Source organism: Variovorax palleresanus, from assembly GCF_051144945.1.
GTDB classification, from domain to species: domain Bacteria; phylum Pseudomonadota; class Gammaproteobacteria; order Burkholderiales; family Burkholderiaceae_C; genus Variovorax; species Variovorax paradoxus_S.
The window spans coordinates 3,118,329-3,131,253 of the sequence record NZ_JBJNVP010000002.1; the positions used below are offsets into that span (position 1 = coordinate 3,118,329).

The window sequence follows — 12,925 nt, forward strand, 5'->3', positions numbered from 1 at the left end:
TTCATTCAGTCATCGGCGCGGTGGCTTCAGGCTTCGCCCTTCACCTTCAAGCGCCATGCATGCAGCAGCGGCTCGGTGTAGCCGCTCGGCTGCTCGATGCCCTTGAACACCAGGTCTTGCGCCGCCTTGTACGCGGCCGAGGTGTCGAAGCGGCCGGCCATCGGCTGGTACACCGGGTCGCCCGCGTTCTGCTCGTCGACCACCTTGGCCATGCGCTGGAAGGTCTCGTCGACCTGCGCCTTGGTCACCACGCCGTGCAGCAGCCAGTTGGCGATGTGCTGGCTCGAGATGCGCAGCGTGGCGCGGTCTTCCATCAGGCCCACGTTGTGGATGTCGGGCACCTTGGAGCAGCCCACGCCCTGGTCGATCCAGCGCACCACGTAGCCGAGGATGCCCTGCACGTTGTTGTCGATCTCCTGCTGCTTTTCGGCGTCGGTCCAGTTGGCTTGCGGTGCGATGGGCACCTGCAGCAGCGCGTTCAGGATGTTGTCGCGTTCGGCATCGGCGTCGATCTTCTCGAGCTCTTGCTGCACGGCCGTGACGCTGACCTGGTGGTAGTGCAGCGCATGCAGCGTGGCGGCGGTGGGCGAGGGCACCCAGGCGGTGTTGGCGCCGGCCTTGGGGTGGCCGATCTTCTGCTCGAGCATGGCCGCCATCAGGTCGGGCATGGCCCACATGCCCTTGCCGATCTGGGCCTTGCCGCGCAGGCCGCACGAGAGGCCGACCAGCACGTTGTTCTTTTCATAGGCGCCGATCCACGCGCTCGACTTCATGTCGCCCTTGCGGATCATCGGGCCGCCGTGCATGGCGGTGTGCATCTCGTCGCCGGTGCGGTCGAGGAAGCCGGTGTTGATGAAGGCCACGCGCGCGGCGGCCTCGGCAATGCAGGCCTTGAGGTTGACGCTGGTGCGGCGCTCCTCGTCCATGATGCCGAGCTTCACGGTGTTGGCGGCGAGGCCGAGCAACTGCTCGACGCGGCCGAACAGCTCGCTCGCAAAGGCCACTTCGGCCGGGCCGTGCATCTTGGGCTTGACGATGTAGATGCTGCCGGTGCGCGAGTTGCCCTTGCGCTTCAGGTCGATCATCGCGATGGTGGTCGTCACCACGGCATCGAGGATGCCTTCGGGGATTTCCTTGCCGTCCGCATACAGCACGGCAGGGTTGGTCATCAGGTGGCCCACGTTGCGCAGGAACATGAGCGAGCGGCCGTGCAGCTTCACGGGCTGGCCGTCGGCGCCGGTGTATTCGCGGTCGGGGTTGAGGCCGCGCGTGAAGGTCTTGCCGCCCTTGGCCACGTCTTCGGTGAGCGTGCCCTGCACGATGCCGAGCCAGTTCGCATATGCGATGACCTTGTCGGCCGCATCGACCACGGCCACCGAGTCTTCGAGGTCGAGGATGGTCGAGAGCGCGGCTTCGAGCACGAGGTCGCTCACCCCCGCCGCGTCGCCCTTGCCGATGGGCGTGGTGCGGTCGATGCGGATGTCGAGGTGGATGCCGTTGTGCTTCAGCAGCACCGACGACGGCGATGCCGCGTCGCCCTGGTAGCCGACGAAGGCGGAGGGATCGCGCAGCGCGGTGCCGCTGCTTTGCAGCGCGATGTGCAGCTGGCCGTCCTTCACGCTGTAGCCGGTCGCCATCTTGTGCGAACCGTTTTCGAGCGGCGCGGCCTGGTCGAGCACGTTGCGCGCAAACTCGATCACCTTGGCGCCGCGCACGGGGTTGTAGCCCTTGCCCTTTTCGGCGCCATCGGTTTCGGGAATGGCGTCGGTGCCATACAGCGCGTCGTACAGCGAGCCCCAGCGCGCGTTGGCGGCATTGAGCGCGTAGCGGGCATTGAGGATGGGCACCACCAGCTGCGGGCCGGCCTGCAAGGCGAGTTCGGAATCGACGTTGGCCGTGGTGGCCTTCGCGCCCTTGGGCTGAGGCAGCAGGTAGCCGATCTTCTCGAGGAAGGCGCGGTACGCCGGCATGTCGGTGATCGGGCCGGGGTTCTTCTTGTGCCAGGCGTCGAGCTCGGTCTGCAGGCGGTCGCGCTCGGCCAGCAGCGCGACGTTCTTCGGCGCGAGGTCGTGCACGATGGCGTCGAAGCCCTTCCAGAAGACGTCGCTCGCCACGCCGCTGGCAGGCAGGACCTTGTCTTCGATGAAGCGGTGGAGCTCGGTCGCAACCTGGAGTCCGTGGGCGGTGGTGCGGGCGGTCATGTTTTTTCTCCTGGAAAGCGGTGCAATTCGGATGCTGGATCAGTTGAGGGACGGTGTCTGTCAGAAGAAGAACACGAGCGCATTCGTACTGGCTGCTGTCGATGCGATCGGCCCGGAGTCTTCGATGCAGTGACTTTATTCGATACTTTGTCGGTGAGTAAGGGCCGAAAGTGGGATTTATCGGTGACAAAAATGAAGGTAATCGCAGGAGGCTGCCTGCATTCCGGTGTCAGATCAGGCTGCTGAGTTCGCGTGCCGCGGCGCGCACCGGCTCGATGTGGCGCTCGTCGTAGCGGTGCGTGGGCATCGTCAGCGTGAGCGCCGCGGCCAGGCGGCCGTCGGCATGGAACACCGGCGCCGAAATGCCTGCCAGCTCGGCGGTGCGGTCGCCCACCAATGCGCAGTAGCCCTGCGCGCGAATGGTGTCGTACAGCTTGCGTTCCCTGCCGCCGCTCGGCCGCTCGGCCTCCGGCCCGAAGGCGATCAGCACCCGCGCCCCGGCACCCCGGTCGTTGGACAGCACGTCGCCCGCGCGCACGTGGTCGCGCACCACGTGCGACGAATCGACGCGGAACTGGCACAGCCGAACCCAGCTTTCGCCCTGGTCCTGCCGCACGTGGTAGGCCGCGCTCTCGCCGGTAGCGGCGGCCAGCGCGCGCAGCACCGGCAGCACGACGCGGTCGAGCGAAAGCGACGCCGCATACAGGCCATGCAGGCGCGCGACCTCTGCGCCCAGCGCATAGCGGCCATCTTCCTGGCGGCGGATCAGCCGCGCATGTTCCAGCGACGCCAGGAGGCGCAGCACCGTGCTCTTGTAAAGCTGCGTGCGCTGCGCAAACTGCGCCAGCGACAGCGCCTCGTCGCCGGGCTGGAAGGCCGAGAGGAGGCTCAGCGCGCGGTCGACCGCGGCGGCACCCCCGGGGGCGGCGTTGAGGTCGGACACGGATTCGGCTTGGGCTTTGCGGGGCATGAGAAGGGAAGGGATCGGCTTGACAGCCTTGTGGATCGACGGTCTAATTCTGTTTAACGGAATATAGTTCTGTAAGATAGAACAGTCAAGCGATCCTGCAAGGAGACAAATCCGATGACACCCCCCGACGTCCTCATCAGCGAGGTCGGCCCGCGCGACGGCTTGCAGTCGGTCAAGGCCACCATGCCCACGGCCGACAAGCTGCGCTGGATCGATGCGCTCTACGCCGCTGGTGTGCGCGAGATCGAGGTCGCGTCCTTCGTGCCGGCGAAGCTGCTGCCGCAGATGGCCGACGCCGCCGAGGTGGTGCGCCACGCCGTCACGCTGCCCGGCCTCGTGGTGATGGCGTTGGTGCCCAACCGCAAGGGCGCAGAGGCGGCGCTCGAAGCCGGCGTGCACAAGCTCACGATGCCGGTGTCGGCCAGCGTGGCGCATTCGCTGGCCAACGTGCGCAAGACGCCGACCGAAATGGTCGATGAAGTGCGTGCCATCTCGGATCTGCGCCGCGCCATCGCGCCGCGTGTGAAGCTCGAAGCCGGCATCTCCACCGCCTTCGGCTGCACGCTGCAGGGGCTGGTGCCCGAAGACGACGTGATCCGCCTGGCCGCGCAATGCATCGAGGCTGGTGCCGACGAGTCGGGCCTGTCCGACACCGTGGGCTATGCCAACCCCGCGCAGGTGCGCCGGCTCTTCAAGCGGCTGCGCGCCGAGCTCGGCCGCCACGCCGGCGCCGCCCACATGCACAACACGCGCGGCCTCGGCATTGCCAACTGCCTTGCCGCCTGGGACGAAGGCGTGCGCACCTTCGACGCCTCGCTCGGCGGCCTCGGCGGCTGCCCCTATGCGCCGGGCGCCTCGGGCAATGCCGTGACCGAAGACCTCGTGTTCATGTTCGAGGCCATGGGCGTGCGCACCGGCATCGACATCCAGAAACTCATCGCGGCGCGTGCGCCGCTCATGGCCGGCCTGCCCGGCGAACCGGTCTATGGCATGACGCCCGAAGCCGGCCTGCCCAAGGGCTTTGTCCAACAGGAAACCTCTGCACATGGTTGAATCCCAAGCTTTGCCAAATCCTCTGCCCTATGCCGGCATTCGCGTCGTCGAGTTCACCCACATGGTCATGGGCCCGACCTGCGGCCTGCTGCTGGCCGACTTGGGTGCCGAAGTCATCAAGGTCGAGCCCATCGAGGGCGACAGCACGCGCCGCCTGCTCGGCTCGGGCGCAGGCTTCTTCCCGACCTTCAACCGCAACAAGAAAAGCATCGCGCTCGACCTCAAATCGCCCGAAGGCGTGGAGGCCGCGCTGCGCCTCGTCGCCACCGCCGACATCGTCAGCGAGAACTTCAAGCCCGGCACCATGAAGAAGCTGGGGCTCGACTACGAGACGCTCGCCAAGCTCCACCCGCGCCTCATCTATGTGAGCCACAAGGGCTTTTTGCCGGGCCCGTACGACCATCGCACGGCCCTTGACGAGGTGGTGCAGATGATGGGTGGCCTGGCCTACATGACCGGCCGCGCCGGCGACCCGCTGCGCGCGGGCACCAGCGTCAACGACATCATGGGCGGCATGTTCGGCGCCATCGGTGCGATGGCCGCGCTGCGCCAGCGCGAGCTCACCGGCAAGGGCTGCGAGGTGCAGTCCGCGCTGTTCGAGAACAACGTGTTCCTGGTGGCGCAGCACATGATGCAGTTCGCCGCGACCGGCAAGGCGGCCGACCCGATGCCCAGCCGCATCTCGGCCTGGGCGGTGTACGACGTGTTCACCGTGAAGGACGGCGAGCAGATCTTCCTCGCCGTGGTGAGCGACAAGCAGTGGGCCATCTTCTGCAAGGCCTTCGGCCTGGAAGAGATGCTGGCCGATCCGCGCCTGCAGAGTAACAACGACCGCGTGCTCGCGCGCGACTGGATGATGCCGATCCTGCGCTCGCACCTCGCAGGCTACAGCGCGGCCGAGCTCAGCGCGGTGTTCGAGAAGAACGAGCTGCCCTTCGCGCCCATCACCAAGCCGCAGGACCTGTTCGACGACCCGCACCTCAACGCTACCGGCGGACTCGCGCCCGTGCGCATGAACGACGGCGACATGGCCAAGGTGCCGCTGATGCCGTTCACGATCGGTGGCGAGCGCCCGGGCATCCGCATGCAGCCGCCGCACATCGGCGAGCACACCGGCGAGCTGCTGCGCGAGGTGGGCTACAGCGACGAGGAGATTTCCGCCTTCGAAGCGCGCAGGGCCGGCGTCGCCCGCTGAACCCGCGCGAAACCCCGGGCGATATAGTTCGGGCGCCATGGACCGCCTGAAGCAACTCGAATCCTTCGTCTCGGTGGCAACCCGCGGCGGTCTCACGGCCGCGGCCAAGGCCGAGGGCGTGGCGCCCGCCATCATGGGGCGGCGGCTCGACGCGCTCGAAGCGCGGCTGGGCGTGAAGCTGCTGGTGCGCACCACACGGCGCATCACCCTCACGCACGAAGGCAGCGCCTTTCTCGAGGACTGCCAGCGCCTGTTGACCGAATTCGCCAACGCCGAGGCCAGCGTGAGCGCCGGCGGCGTCAAGGCCAGCGGCCACCTGCGCGTGACGGCGCCGGCCGGCTTCGGCCGCCGCCACGTGGCGCCGCTGGTGCCGCGCTTTCATGCGCTGCACCCCGAGGTCACGATTTCGCTCAACCTGAGCGACCGCGTGGTCGACGTGCGCGGCGAAAGCTTCGACTGCGCGGTGCGCGTGGGCGACATGCCCGATTCGTCTTTGGTGAGCGTGCGGCTTGCCGACAACCGCCGCCGCTGCGTCGCCACGCCGGAGTTCGTGCGCCGCCACGGCATGCCGCGGCATCCGAGCGAGCTCTCGCGCTTTGCCTGCCTCACGCTCTCGAGCGATGCCTCGCAAACGCGCGGCTGGGCATTCCGTGTCCCCACCGAAGACGGCGGCGAGGAATTGATCTATCTGCGCCCCGACGGCCCGCTGGACTGTTCCGACGGCCAGGTGCTGCACGACTGGTGCCTGGCCGGGCACGGCATTGCGTGGCGCAGCACCTGGGAGGTGGAGGCCGAGATCGATGCCGGCCTGCTGGTGCCGCTGCTCGATGAATTTGCCGCGCCGCCAAACGGCATCTACGCAGTCTTCACCGGCACCAAGCACCTGCCGCTTCGGGTGCGACTGTGGCTTGATTTCCTCAAGGCGCACTACGGACGTCCGGAATTCTGGGGCGGACGGGGGTAAAGCGCGCGAGGGGCGGCACAATGTGCAAGCATTTGCAACCCCACTGAAGAGAACGGAAGAGAAGAAAGCCGACGATGACCCTCGAAGCCATCCTTGCCTACCTGCACTTGCTGGCCATTCTCACAATGGTCGTGTTCATCTCCAGCGAAGCGGCGCTGTGCCGCGTGCAGTGGCTCAATGCCGCCGTGGTGGAGCGGCTCGCCAGGATCGACATGGTCTACGGCATGGCCGCAGTGACCGTGCTGGCCACCGGCATCGCGCGCACCGTGTGGGGTGTGAAGGGCACGGCCTGGTACTGGACCAATCCGCTGCTGCACGTGAAGCTGGGGCTGTTCATCGTCATCGGCGTGCTCTCGATCTTTCCGACACTGACCTACCTGCGCTGGCGCAAGGCGCTGCGCGCCAACGGCACGCTGCCGGCCGAGGACGACATCAAGAAGACGCGCAAGCTGGTCATGGTGCAGGCGCACCTGATCGCGCTGATCCCGCTGGTGGCCGTGTTCCTCGCGCGCGGTTTCGGCAAGTAGGCCCCCCATGGGACGCGCCGGCATCCAGCTTCTGTTTGCAGGCACCATCTTCAGCAGCGCGTTCCTGCTGTTCCTGGTCCAGCCGCTGATCGCCAAGCAGATCCTGCCCTGGTTCGGCGGCTCGGCCGCCGTGTGGTCGATCTGCATGGTGTTCTTCCAGGTCGTGCTGCTCGCGGGCTATGCGTACTCCGACTGGATCACGCGCCATCTTCGCGTGCGGGCGCAGGCCGCGCTGCACGTGGGACTGCTGCTCGCGAGCCTGGCGTTCCTTCCGCTCGTGGTGGGCGCGGCCTGGAAGCCCACCGGCACCGAAGACCCGACGTGGCTGATCCTGGGCCTGCTGTTCGCGACCATCGGCCTGCCGTACTTCCTGCTTTCGACCACCGGGCCGCTGGTGCAGTCGTGGGTGGCGCGCACGCCCTGGGGCGCGCAGGTGTACCGGTACTTCTCGCTGTCGAACCTCGCATCGCTGCTGTCGCTGCTGTGCTATCCGGTGCTGATCGAGCCCCGCAGTTCGCTGCTGCAGCAGGCGCTGGGATGGTCGTGGGGCTACGGCGTGTTCGTGGTGCTTTGCGCCGGCACGACCCTGCTCGTGGCGCGCCGCTGGCCGGAGGCCGCGCCATCCCCGGCAGCGGCGGGCCAGGCCGCGGCCGACGGCAGCGACCGGCCGCCGCGCTGGACCGACGGCGTGCTCTGGCTCGTGTTGCCGGCACTGGCCTCGTGGCTGTTGCTGGCCGTGACCAACCACATCACGCAGAACGTCGCCGCGGTTCCGTTTCTCTGGATATTGCCGCTCTCTCTGTATCTGTTCACTTTCGTGCTGTGCTTCGAGAGCGACCGCTGGTACCGGCGCGGCGTCTTCCTGCCGCTGGCGGCGGGCGTGCTGCTGCTTTGCGCCTTTGGCCTGCAGCACCACATCGGCTCCGATGTGCGCACGGGGCTGCCGATCTATGTCGGCGGCTTGTTCGTGCTGTGCATGTTCCTGCACGGAGAAACGGCAAGGCTGCGGCCGGCGCCGCGCTACCTCACCCGCTTCTACCTGATGCTCTCGCTGGGCGGCGCCATGGGCGGCGCGACGGTGGGGCTGGTGGCGCCGCACGTGCTGCCGGCGTACTACGAGCTGGGCATCGGCCTGATGCTGACGGCGCTGGCGGCCGCCGCCGTGCTGCGCCGGCGCACCTGGCTGCGGGTGTTCAGCGTGGCGCTGGCCGCCTGCTGCGCCTTCTTCCTGATCGTGCAGATCGGCAGCGACAGATCGGACGCGCGCCACCTGCTGCGCAATTTCTATGGCGCGCTGATCACCTTCGACGTGCGCCGCACCGACCCGGCGGACAACGTGCGCCTGCTGTCCCATGGCTCCATCAAGCATGGCGAACAGTTCCTCGCGCCGTCGCGCCGAAGCGAGCCCACCACCTACTATGGCGCCACCTCGGGCGTCGGCCGCGCCATGGCCGCCGCGCCGGCCGGACCGCGCCGCGTCGGGCTGATCGGCCTGGGCGCCGGCACGCTCGCAAGCTACGGCCGCAGCGGCGACGTCTATCGGATCTACGAGATCAATCCGCAGGTGTTCGAACTGGCGGACAGCGAATTCACCTTTCTGCGCGACAGCCCCGCGCGCATCGAGCGCGTGCTCGGCGATGCGCGGCTGGCGCTGGAGCGCGAGCCGCCGCAGGGCTTCGACCTGCTCGCGGTCGACGCCTTCTCGGGCGACGCGGTGCCGGTTCACCTGCTCACGGCTGAGGCCATGGACGTCTACCTGCGGCACATGAAGCCGGACGGCATCGTGGCCTTTCACGTGACCAACCGATTCCTCGGGCTGGCGCCGGTGGTGGCGCGGATCGCGCAGGTCAAGGGCTTGCACGCCGTGCTGGTCAGCGACGACGCGGAAGCCTCGAAGTGGCTCAATCCGACCGACTGGGTGCTGGTGGCGCGCGATCCCGCCGTGCTGGCGCGCGAACCCCTGCGCGCGGTGGCCTCGCCCATCGCGATGCCCGAAGACGCCCGCCCCTGGACCGACGATTTCAACAATCTCCTGGGCGTGCTCAAGTAGCGCCCATGAAAAAGCCCCGCCGGCGCGAAGCGCGTGCGGGGCCCTTTGTGGGAGCGATCAGGCCCTGGCGCTCAGGCGCTCAGGCATTCCTTCATGAAGGCCTTGCGGGCATCGCCCTTCAGGGTCTTGGCCTTCTGGTCGGCATTGCAGGTCTTCATCTTTTCCTGCTGGGTCGGCTTGGCAGTCATGACCGGCTTGGCGCTCAGGCAGCTCTTCATGAAGGCCTTGCGCTCGTCGCCCTTCTTGTCGCCGGCTTCCTGGTTGCAGGTCGTCATCTTGCTTTGCTGGGCGGTCGGGGCCTTGGCCGCCGGCGTGGCGGGGGTGGCTGGCGTTGCTGGAGTGGCGGGTGCTGCCGGCGCCTTGGCGGCCGGCATGGCCGGAGTGGCTGGCGTTGCCGGGGTGGCGGGCTTGGCAGCCGGGGCGACCGCAGGCGCGGGGGCCTTGTCTTGTGCCTGTGCGGCGCCGAACGAAAGGCAGGCGCCCAGGGCGACCAGGGAAAGGAGCTTCTTCATGGTGATATGTCCTTGCAGGGTGTTTGTGACAGGTGCCCCGCCCCGGGGCTGCTCACACTAACGGTCCACATCGGCCGCCGGATGACCATCGCCGCCGGCGCCCGGGTTTGCCCCCGGTAAAATCCGCAGATGCTATTGGTCAAACAGGAGCTGCTCGCGGCGCTCGCGAACACGCTCGAATCCCTCTCGCCCGGCGCCGGCTCCAAAGCCGCGTTCGAGTCGCCCAAGGTGGCCGCCCATGGCGACTTCGCCAGCACGGCCGCCATGCAACTCGCCAAGCCGCTCGGGCGCAAGCCCCGTGAACTCGCCGAAGAGCTCAGCGCCGCGCTGCTCGCCACCCCCGTGTTCGGCCAGTGGGTCGAAGCCATCGAGATCGCCGGCCCCGGCTTTCTGAACATCCGCCTCAAGACCTCTGCCAAGCAGCAGATCGTGCGCGAGGTGCTGAACGCGGCCGACACCTTCGGCCAGCAGCCCGCCACCGGCGAAAAGGTGCTGGTCGAGTTCGTCTCCGCCAACCCGACCGGCCCGCTGCACGTCGGCCACGGCCGCCAGGCCGCGTTGGGCGACGCCATCTGCAACCTGCGCGCTTCCCAGGGCGACACCGTCTGGCGCGAGTTCTATTACAACGACGCCGGCGTGCAGATCCAGACGCTGGCCAACAGCACCCAGCTGCGCGCCCGCGGCTTCAAGCCCGGCGACCCCGAATGGCCGAGCGGCGAAAAGGCCCCGGCCTACAACGGCGACTACATCGCCGACATCGCCGAAGACTTCAAGGCCAGGAAGACCGTCAAGTCGGACGACCGCGAATACACCGCCAGCGGCGACATCGACGACCTCGACTCGATCCGCGAATTTGCCGTGGCCTACCTGCGCCGGGAGCAAGACCTCGACCTGCAGGCCTTCCGCGTGCGCTTCGACAACTACTACCTCGAGTCCAGCCTGTACACCAGCGGCCGCGTCGAGGCCGCGGTGCAAAAGCTCGTGGCCGCCGGCAAGACCTACGAGCAGGACGGCGCGCTGTGGCTCAAGTCGACCGACTACGGCGACGACAAGGACCGCGTGATGAAGAAGCAGGACGGTACGTATACGTACTTCGTCCCTGACGTCGCTTATCACATCGCCAAGTGGGAGCGCGGCTTCCACAAGGTGGTCAACATCCAGGGCACCGACCACCACGGCACCATCGCGCGCGTGCGCGCCGGGCTCCAGGCCGCGGGCGTCGGCATTCCCGCGGGCTATCCCGACTACGTGCTGCACACCATGGTGCGCGTGATGAAGGGCGGCGAAGAGGTCAAGATCAGCAAGCGCGCGGGCAGCTACGTCACCTTGCGCGACCTGATCGAGTGGACCAGCACCGATGCCGTGCGCTTCTTCCTCCTGAGCCGCAAGCCCGACACCGAATACACCTTCGACGTCGACCTGGCCGTGACCAAGAACAACGATAACCCGGTGTACTACGTGCAGTACGCCCATGCGCGCATCTGCTCGGTGCTGGCCGGCTGGGGCGGCGACCCCGCCACGCTCAAGAACGTCGACCTGTCGCCGCTCGAGAGCCCGGCCGCACAGGCGCTCATGCTGCTGCTCGCCAAGTACCCCGCCATGCTCACGGCCGCCGCGAAGGATTTCGCGCCGCACGACGTCACTTTCTACCTGCGCGAACTGGCGGCCTGCTACCACAGCTACTACGACGCCGAGCGCATCCTGGTCGATGAAGAACCGGTCAAGCTGGCGCGGCTCGCGCTCGTCGCCGCCACCGCGCAGGTGCTGCACAATGGCCTCGCGATTCTCGGCGTCAGTGCGCCGAGCAAGATGTGAAAACACCATGAAGAAGACAACCAGACAACGCGGCAACATCGTCATCGGGCTCATCATCGGCCTGGTGCTGGGGTTGGGTGTCGCGCTGGGCATTGCGGTCTACGTGACCAAGGTGCCGATCCCGTTCGTGACCAAGACCCAGCGCGGCGGCGCCGAGCAGGACGAAGCCGAGGCCCGCAAGAACCGCGATTGGGATCCCAACGCGCCCCTGGCAGGCAAGGCTGGCGCACCCAAGCCGGTCGCCCCCGCTCCGGCCGCGCCGGCCGGCGGCGACACCACGGCCGTGGCACCGGCCACCGCGCCGCCGCCTGCTCCCCCGGTGCCGGTGGTCGTGGCGCCGCCCAAGCCCCCGCGTCCGGCGCCGGTGCCGGCCGAAGCCAATTCGCTGCCGCCTTCGAACGATCCGCTGGGCGACCTTGCCCGTGCGCGCGCCGGTGGCAACAATGGCAGCACCACCACTGCTTCCGCCGCGCCAAGCAGCAACAACGGCGCCGCAGCGGGGGCCGACCCGTTCATGTATTTCGTGCAGGCCGGCGCCTTCCGCACCACCGAGGACGCCGAGGCCCAGCGCGCCAAGCTGTCGCTGATGGGTGTCGAGGCCCGGGTCACCGAGCGCGAGCAGGCCGGTCGCACGGTCTACCGGGTGCGCGCGGGTCCGTTCAGCAAAAAGGACGATGCCGACCGCCTGAAAGAGCGGCTCGACGGCGGCGGCCTCGAATCCGCGCTGGTGCGCGTCCAGCGCTGACGCCCCCGCGAACCGCCGGCCGCGGCCTCCGCGAGCGGCGGTCACGAATATTCTTTAAGCTTTGCCGCGCGGCACGGGCCGCCGCCAACCCGGATTGTCCTGGGCAAGCCGCATGCGGGAACTCCGCGCGGCGCGCCGGCTCAGTCTGCCGTACCCAACAGGAGAACTCTTTCAATGAAACGTCGTGACTTTTCGCTGGCCGCCACCTCGCTCGGGCTGCTTTCCCTGGCCGGCAACACCGCGCACGCCCAGGCGCGCGTGCCCAAGGCCGGAACCGAGTACCTGGTGCTCGACAAGCGCGTGGCGGTCGATGCGCCCGCGGGCAAGATCGAAGTGATCGAGTTCTTCTCGTACAACTGCCCGCACTGCAACGATTTCGAGCCGCAGCTCGAAGCCTGGCTCAAGACGGCGCCGAAGGAAGTGGCATTCCGCCGCGTGCCCGTGCCTTTCGTGGGCAACGACGTCGAAGCCAAGCAGCGCCTGTACTACGCGCTCGAAACGCTGGGCAAGGTCGACGAATTCCAGCCGAAGGTGTTCGACGCGATCCACAAGCAGCGTCAGAACGTGAACGGCGACGCCAACATCATTGCCTGGGCCACCGCCAACGGCCTGGACGGCGCCAAGTTCAAGGAGGTGTTTACTTCGTTCGGCGTGGCCAGCAAGGCGAAGCGCGCCTCGCAGATGACCGACGCCTACAGGGTGGCCGGCGTTCCGGCCCTGGCAATTGCCGGCCGCTGGTATGTGGACGGCGAAACGGCCGGCAACATGACCAAGGCGCTCCAGGTCGCCAACTTCCTGATCGGCGAAGCCAAGAAGGGCTGACCCCCTTTTGCAGGGGGTATCACCTGCGGCCGGCAGAGCCGGTTTCGCGGTGTTTCCGGATGGATGTCAAG

General features: G+C 67.7%; 11 protein-coding genes. 8 read left to right on the top strand and 3 right to left on the bottom strand.

Going from position 1 to position 12,925, the window contains the following annotated elements:
• Positions 1–26: 26 nt before the first annotated feature.
• A complete protein-coding gene (locus ACJ7Z0_RS18565) occupies positions 27–2,201 on the bottom strand; it encodes a malate synthase G (RefSeq protein ID WP_434791011.1) in 2,175 nt (724 codons plus the stop codon).
• Between the two features lie 229 nt (positions 2,202–2,430).
• Positions 2,431–3,171, bottom strand: coding sequence for an IclR family transcriptional regulator (locus ACJ7Z0_RS18570; protein WP_434791012.1), 741 nt, complete (start codon positions 3,169–3,171; stop codon positions 2,431–2,433).
• 114 nt (positions 3,172–3,285) lie between these two features.
• On the opposite strand from ACJ7Z0_RS18570, the gene ACJ7Z0_RS18575 reads away from it, so the two are divergent.
• The 5 genes from ACJ7Z0_RS18575 to ACJ7Z0_RS18595 all read left to right on the top strand — a co-directional run bounded on the left by ACJ7Z0_RS18575 (position 3,286) and on the right by ACJ7Z0_RS18595 (position 8,960).
• Positions 3,286–4,224: a hydroxymethylglutaryl-CoA lyase gene (locus tag ACJ7Z0_RS18575; RefSeq protein ID WP_434791013.1), complete on the top strand. Its 939-nt coding sequence runs from the start codon at positions 3,286–3,288 to the stop codon at positions 4,222–4,224.
• Positions 4,217–5,419 (top strand): CaiB/BaiF CoA transferase family protein, encoded by a 1,203-nt coding sequence (locus tag ACJ7Z0_RS18580; protein ID WP_434791014.1) that lies wholly within the window; start codon positions 4,217–4,219, stop codon positions 5,417–5,419. Before ACJ7Z0_RS18575 ends, ACJ7Z0_RS18580 begins: the two co-directional genes overlap by 8 nt.
• 37 nt (positions 5,420–5,456) lie before the next feature.
• Positions 5,457–6,383: a LysR family transcriptional regulator gene (locus ACJ7Z0_RS18585; protein WP_434791015.1), complete on the top strand. Its 927-nt coding sequence runs from the start codon at positions 5,457–5,459 to the stop codon at positions 6,381–6,383.
• A gap of 74 nt (positions 6,384–6,457) precedes the next feature.
• Positions 6,458–6,910, top strand: a complete 453-nt coding sequence (locus ACJ7Z0_RS18590; RefSeq protein ID WP_434791016.1) for a DUF2214 family protein — start codon at positions 6,458–6,460, stop codon at positions 6,908–6,910.
• Positions 6,911–6,917: 7 nt separating this feature from the next.
• Complete coding sequence (locus ACJ7Z0_RS18595; protein WP_434791017.1) at positions 6,918–8,960, top strand: spermidine synthase; 2,043 nt, start codon at positions 6,918–6,920, stop codon at positions 8,958–8,960.
• 71 nt (positions 8,961–9,031) lie between these two features.
• Here the strand turns inward: ACJ7Z0_RS18595 and ACJ7Z0_RS18600 are convergent, their stop codons facing one another.
• Positions 9,032–9,472: a PsiF family protein gene (locus ACJ7Z0_RS18600; protein ID WP_434791018.1), complete on the bottom strand. Its 441-nt coding sequence runs from the start codon at positions 9,470–9,472 to the stop codon at positions 9,032–9,034.
• 129 nt (positions 9,473–9,601) lie between these two features.
• On the opposite strand from ACJ7Z0_RS18600, the gene argS reads away from it, so the two are divergent.
• The 3 genes from argS (at position 9,602) to ACJ7Z0_RS18615 (ending at position 12,854) form a co-directional block, all read left to right on the top strand.
• A complete protein-coding gene (argS, locus tag ACJ7Z0_RS18605; protein WP_434791019.1) occupies positions 9,602–11,287 on the top strand; it encodes an arginine--tRNA ligase in 1,686 nt (561 codons plus the stop codon).
• A 7-nt stretch (positions 11,288–11,294) separates the two neighbouring features.
• Entirely contained in the window at positions 11,295–12,032 is a 738-nt protein-coding gene (locus tag ACJ7Z0_RS18610) for an SPOR domain-containing protein (protein WP_434791020.1), read from the top strand.
• 174 nt (positions 12,033–12,206) lie between these two features.
• The gene (locus ACJ7Z0_RS18615; protein ID WP_431125407.1) at positions 12,207–12,854 is read left to right on the top strand and encodes a thiol:disulfide interchange protein DsbA/DsbL; all 648 of its coding nucleotides are present in this window, start codon (positions 12,207–12,209) and stop codon (positions 12,852–12,854) included.
• Positions 12,855–12,925: the final 71 nt, after the last annotated feature.

Coding starts and splice junctions, on each gene's coding strand:
- ACJ7Z0_RS18600 (WP_434791018.1), bottom strand. CDS start 9,472: ATGAAGAAGCTCCTTTCCCTGGTCGCCCTGGGCGCCTGCCTTTCGTTC.
- ACJ7Z0_RS18580 (WP_434791014.1), top strand. CDS start 4,217: ATGGTTGAATCCCAAGCTTTGCCAAATCCTCTGCCCTATGCCGGCATT.
- ACJ7Z0_RS18610 (WP_434791020.1), top strand. CDS start 11,295: ATGAAGAAGACAACCAGACAACGCGGCAACATCGTCATCGGGCTCATC.
- ACJ7Z0_RS18615 (WP_431125407.1), top strand. CDS start 12,207: ATGAAACGTCGTGACTTTTCGCTGGCCGCCACCTCGCTCGGGCTGCTT.
- ACJ7Z0_RS18590 (WP_434791016.1), top strand. CDS start 6,458: ATGACCCTCGAAGCCATCCTTGCCTACCTGCACTTGCTGGCCATTCTC.
- ACJ7Z0_RS18570 (WP_434791012.1), bottom strand. CDS start 3,171: ATGCCCCGCAAAGCCCAAGCCGAATCCGTGTCCGACCTCAACGCCGCC.
- ACJ7Z0_RS18575 (WP_434791013.1), top strand. CDS start 3,286: ATGACACCCCCCGACGTCCTCATCAGCGAGGTCGGCCCGCGCGACGGC.
- ACJ7Z0_RS18585 (WP_434791015.1), top strand. CDS start 5,457: ATGGACCGCCTGAAGCAACTCGAATCCTTCGTCTCGGTGGCAACCCGC.
- ACJ7Z0_RS18595 (WP_434791017.1), top strand. CDS start 6,918: ATGGGACGCGCCGGCATCCAGCTTCTGTTTGCAGGCACCATCTTCAGC.
- argS (WP_434791019.1), top strand. CDS start 9,602: ATGCTATTGGTCAAACAGGAGCTGCTCGCGGCGCTCGCGAACACGCTC.
- ACJ7Z0_RS18565 (WP_434791011.1), bottom strand. CDS start 2,201: ATGACCGCCCGCACCACCGCCCACGGACTCCAGGTTGCGACCGAGCTC.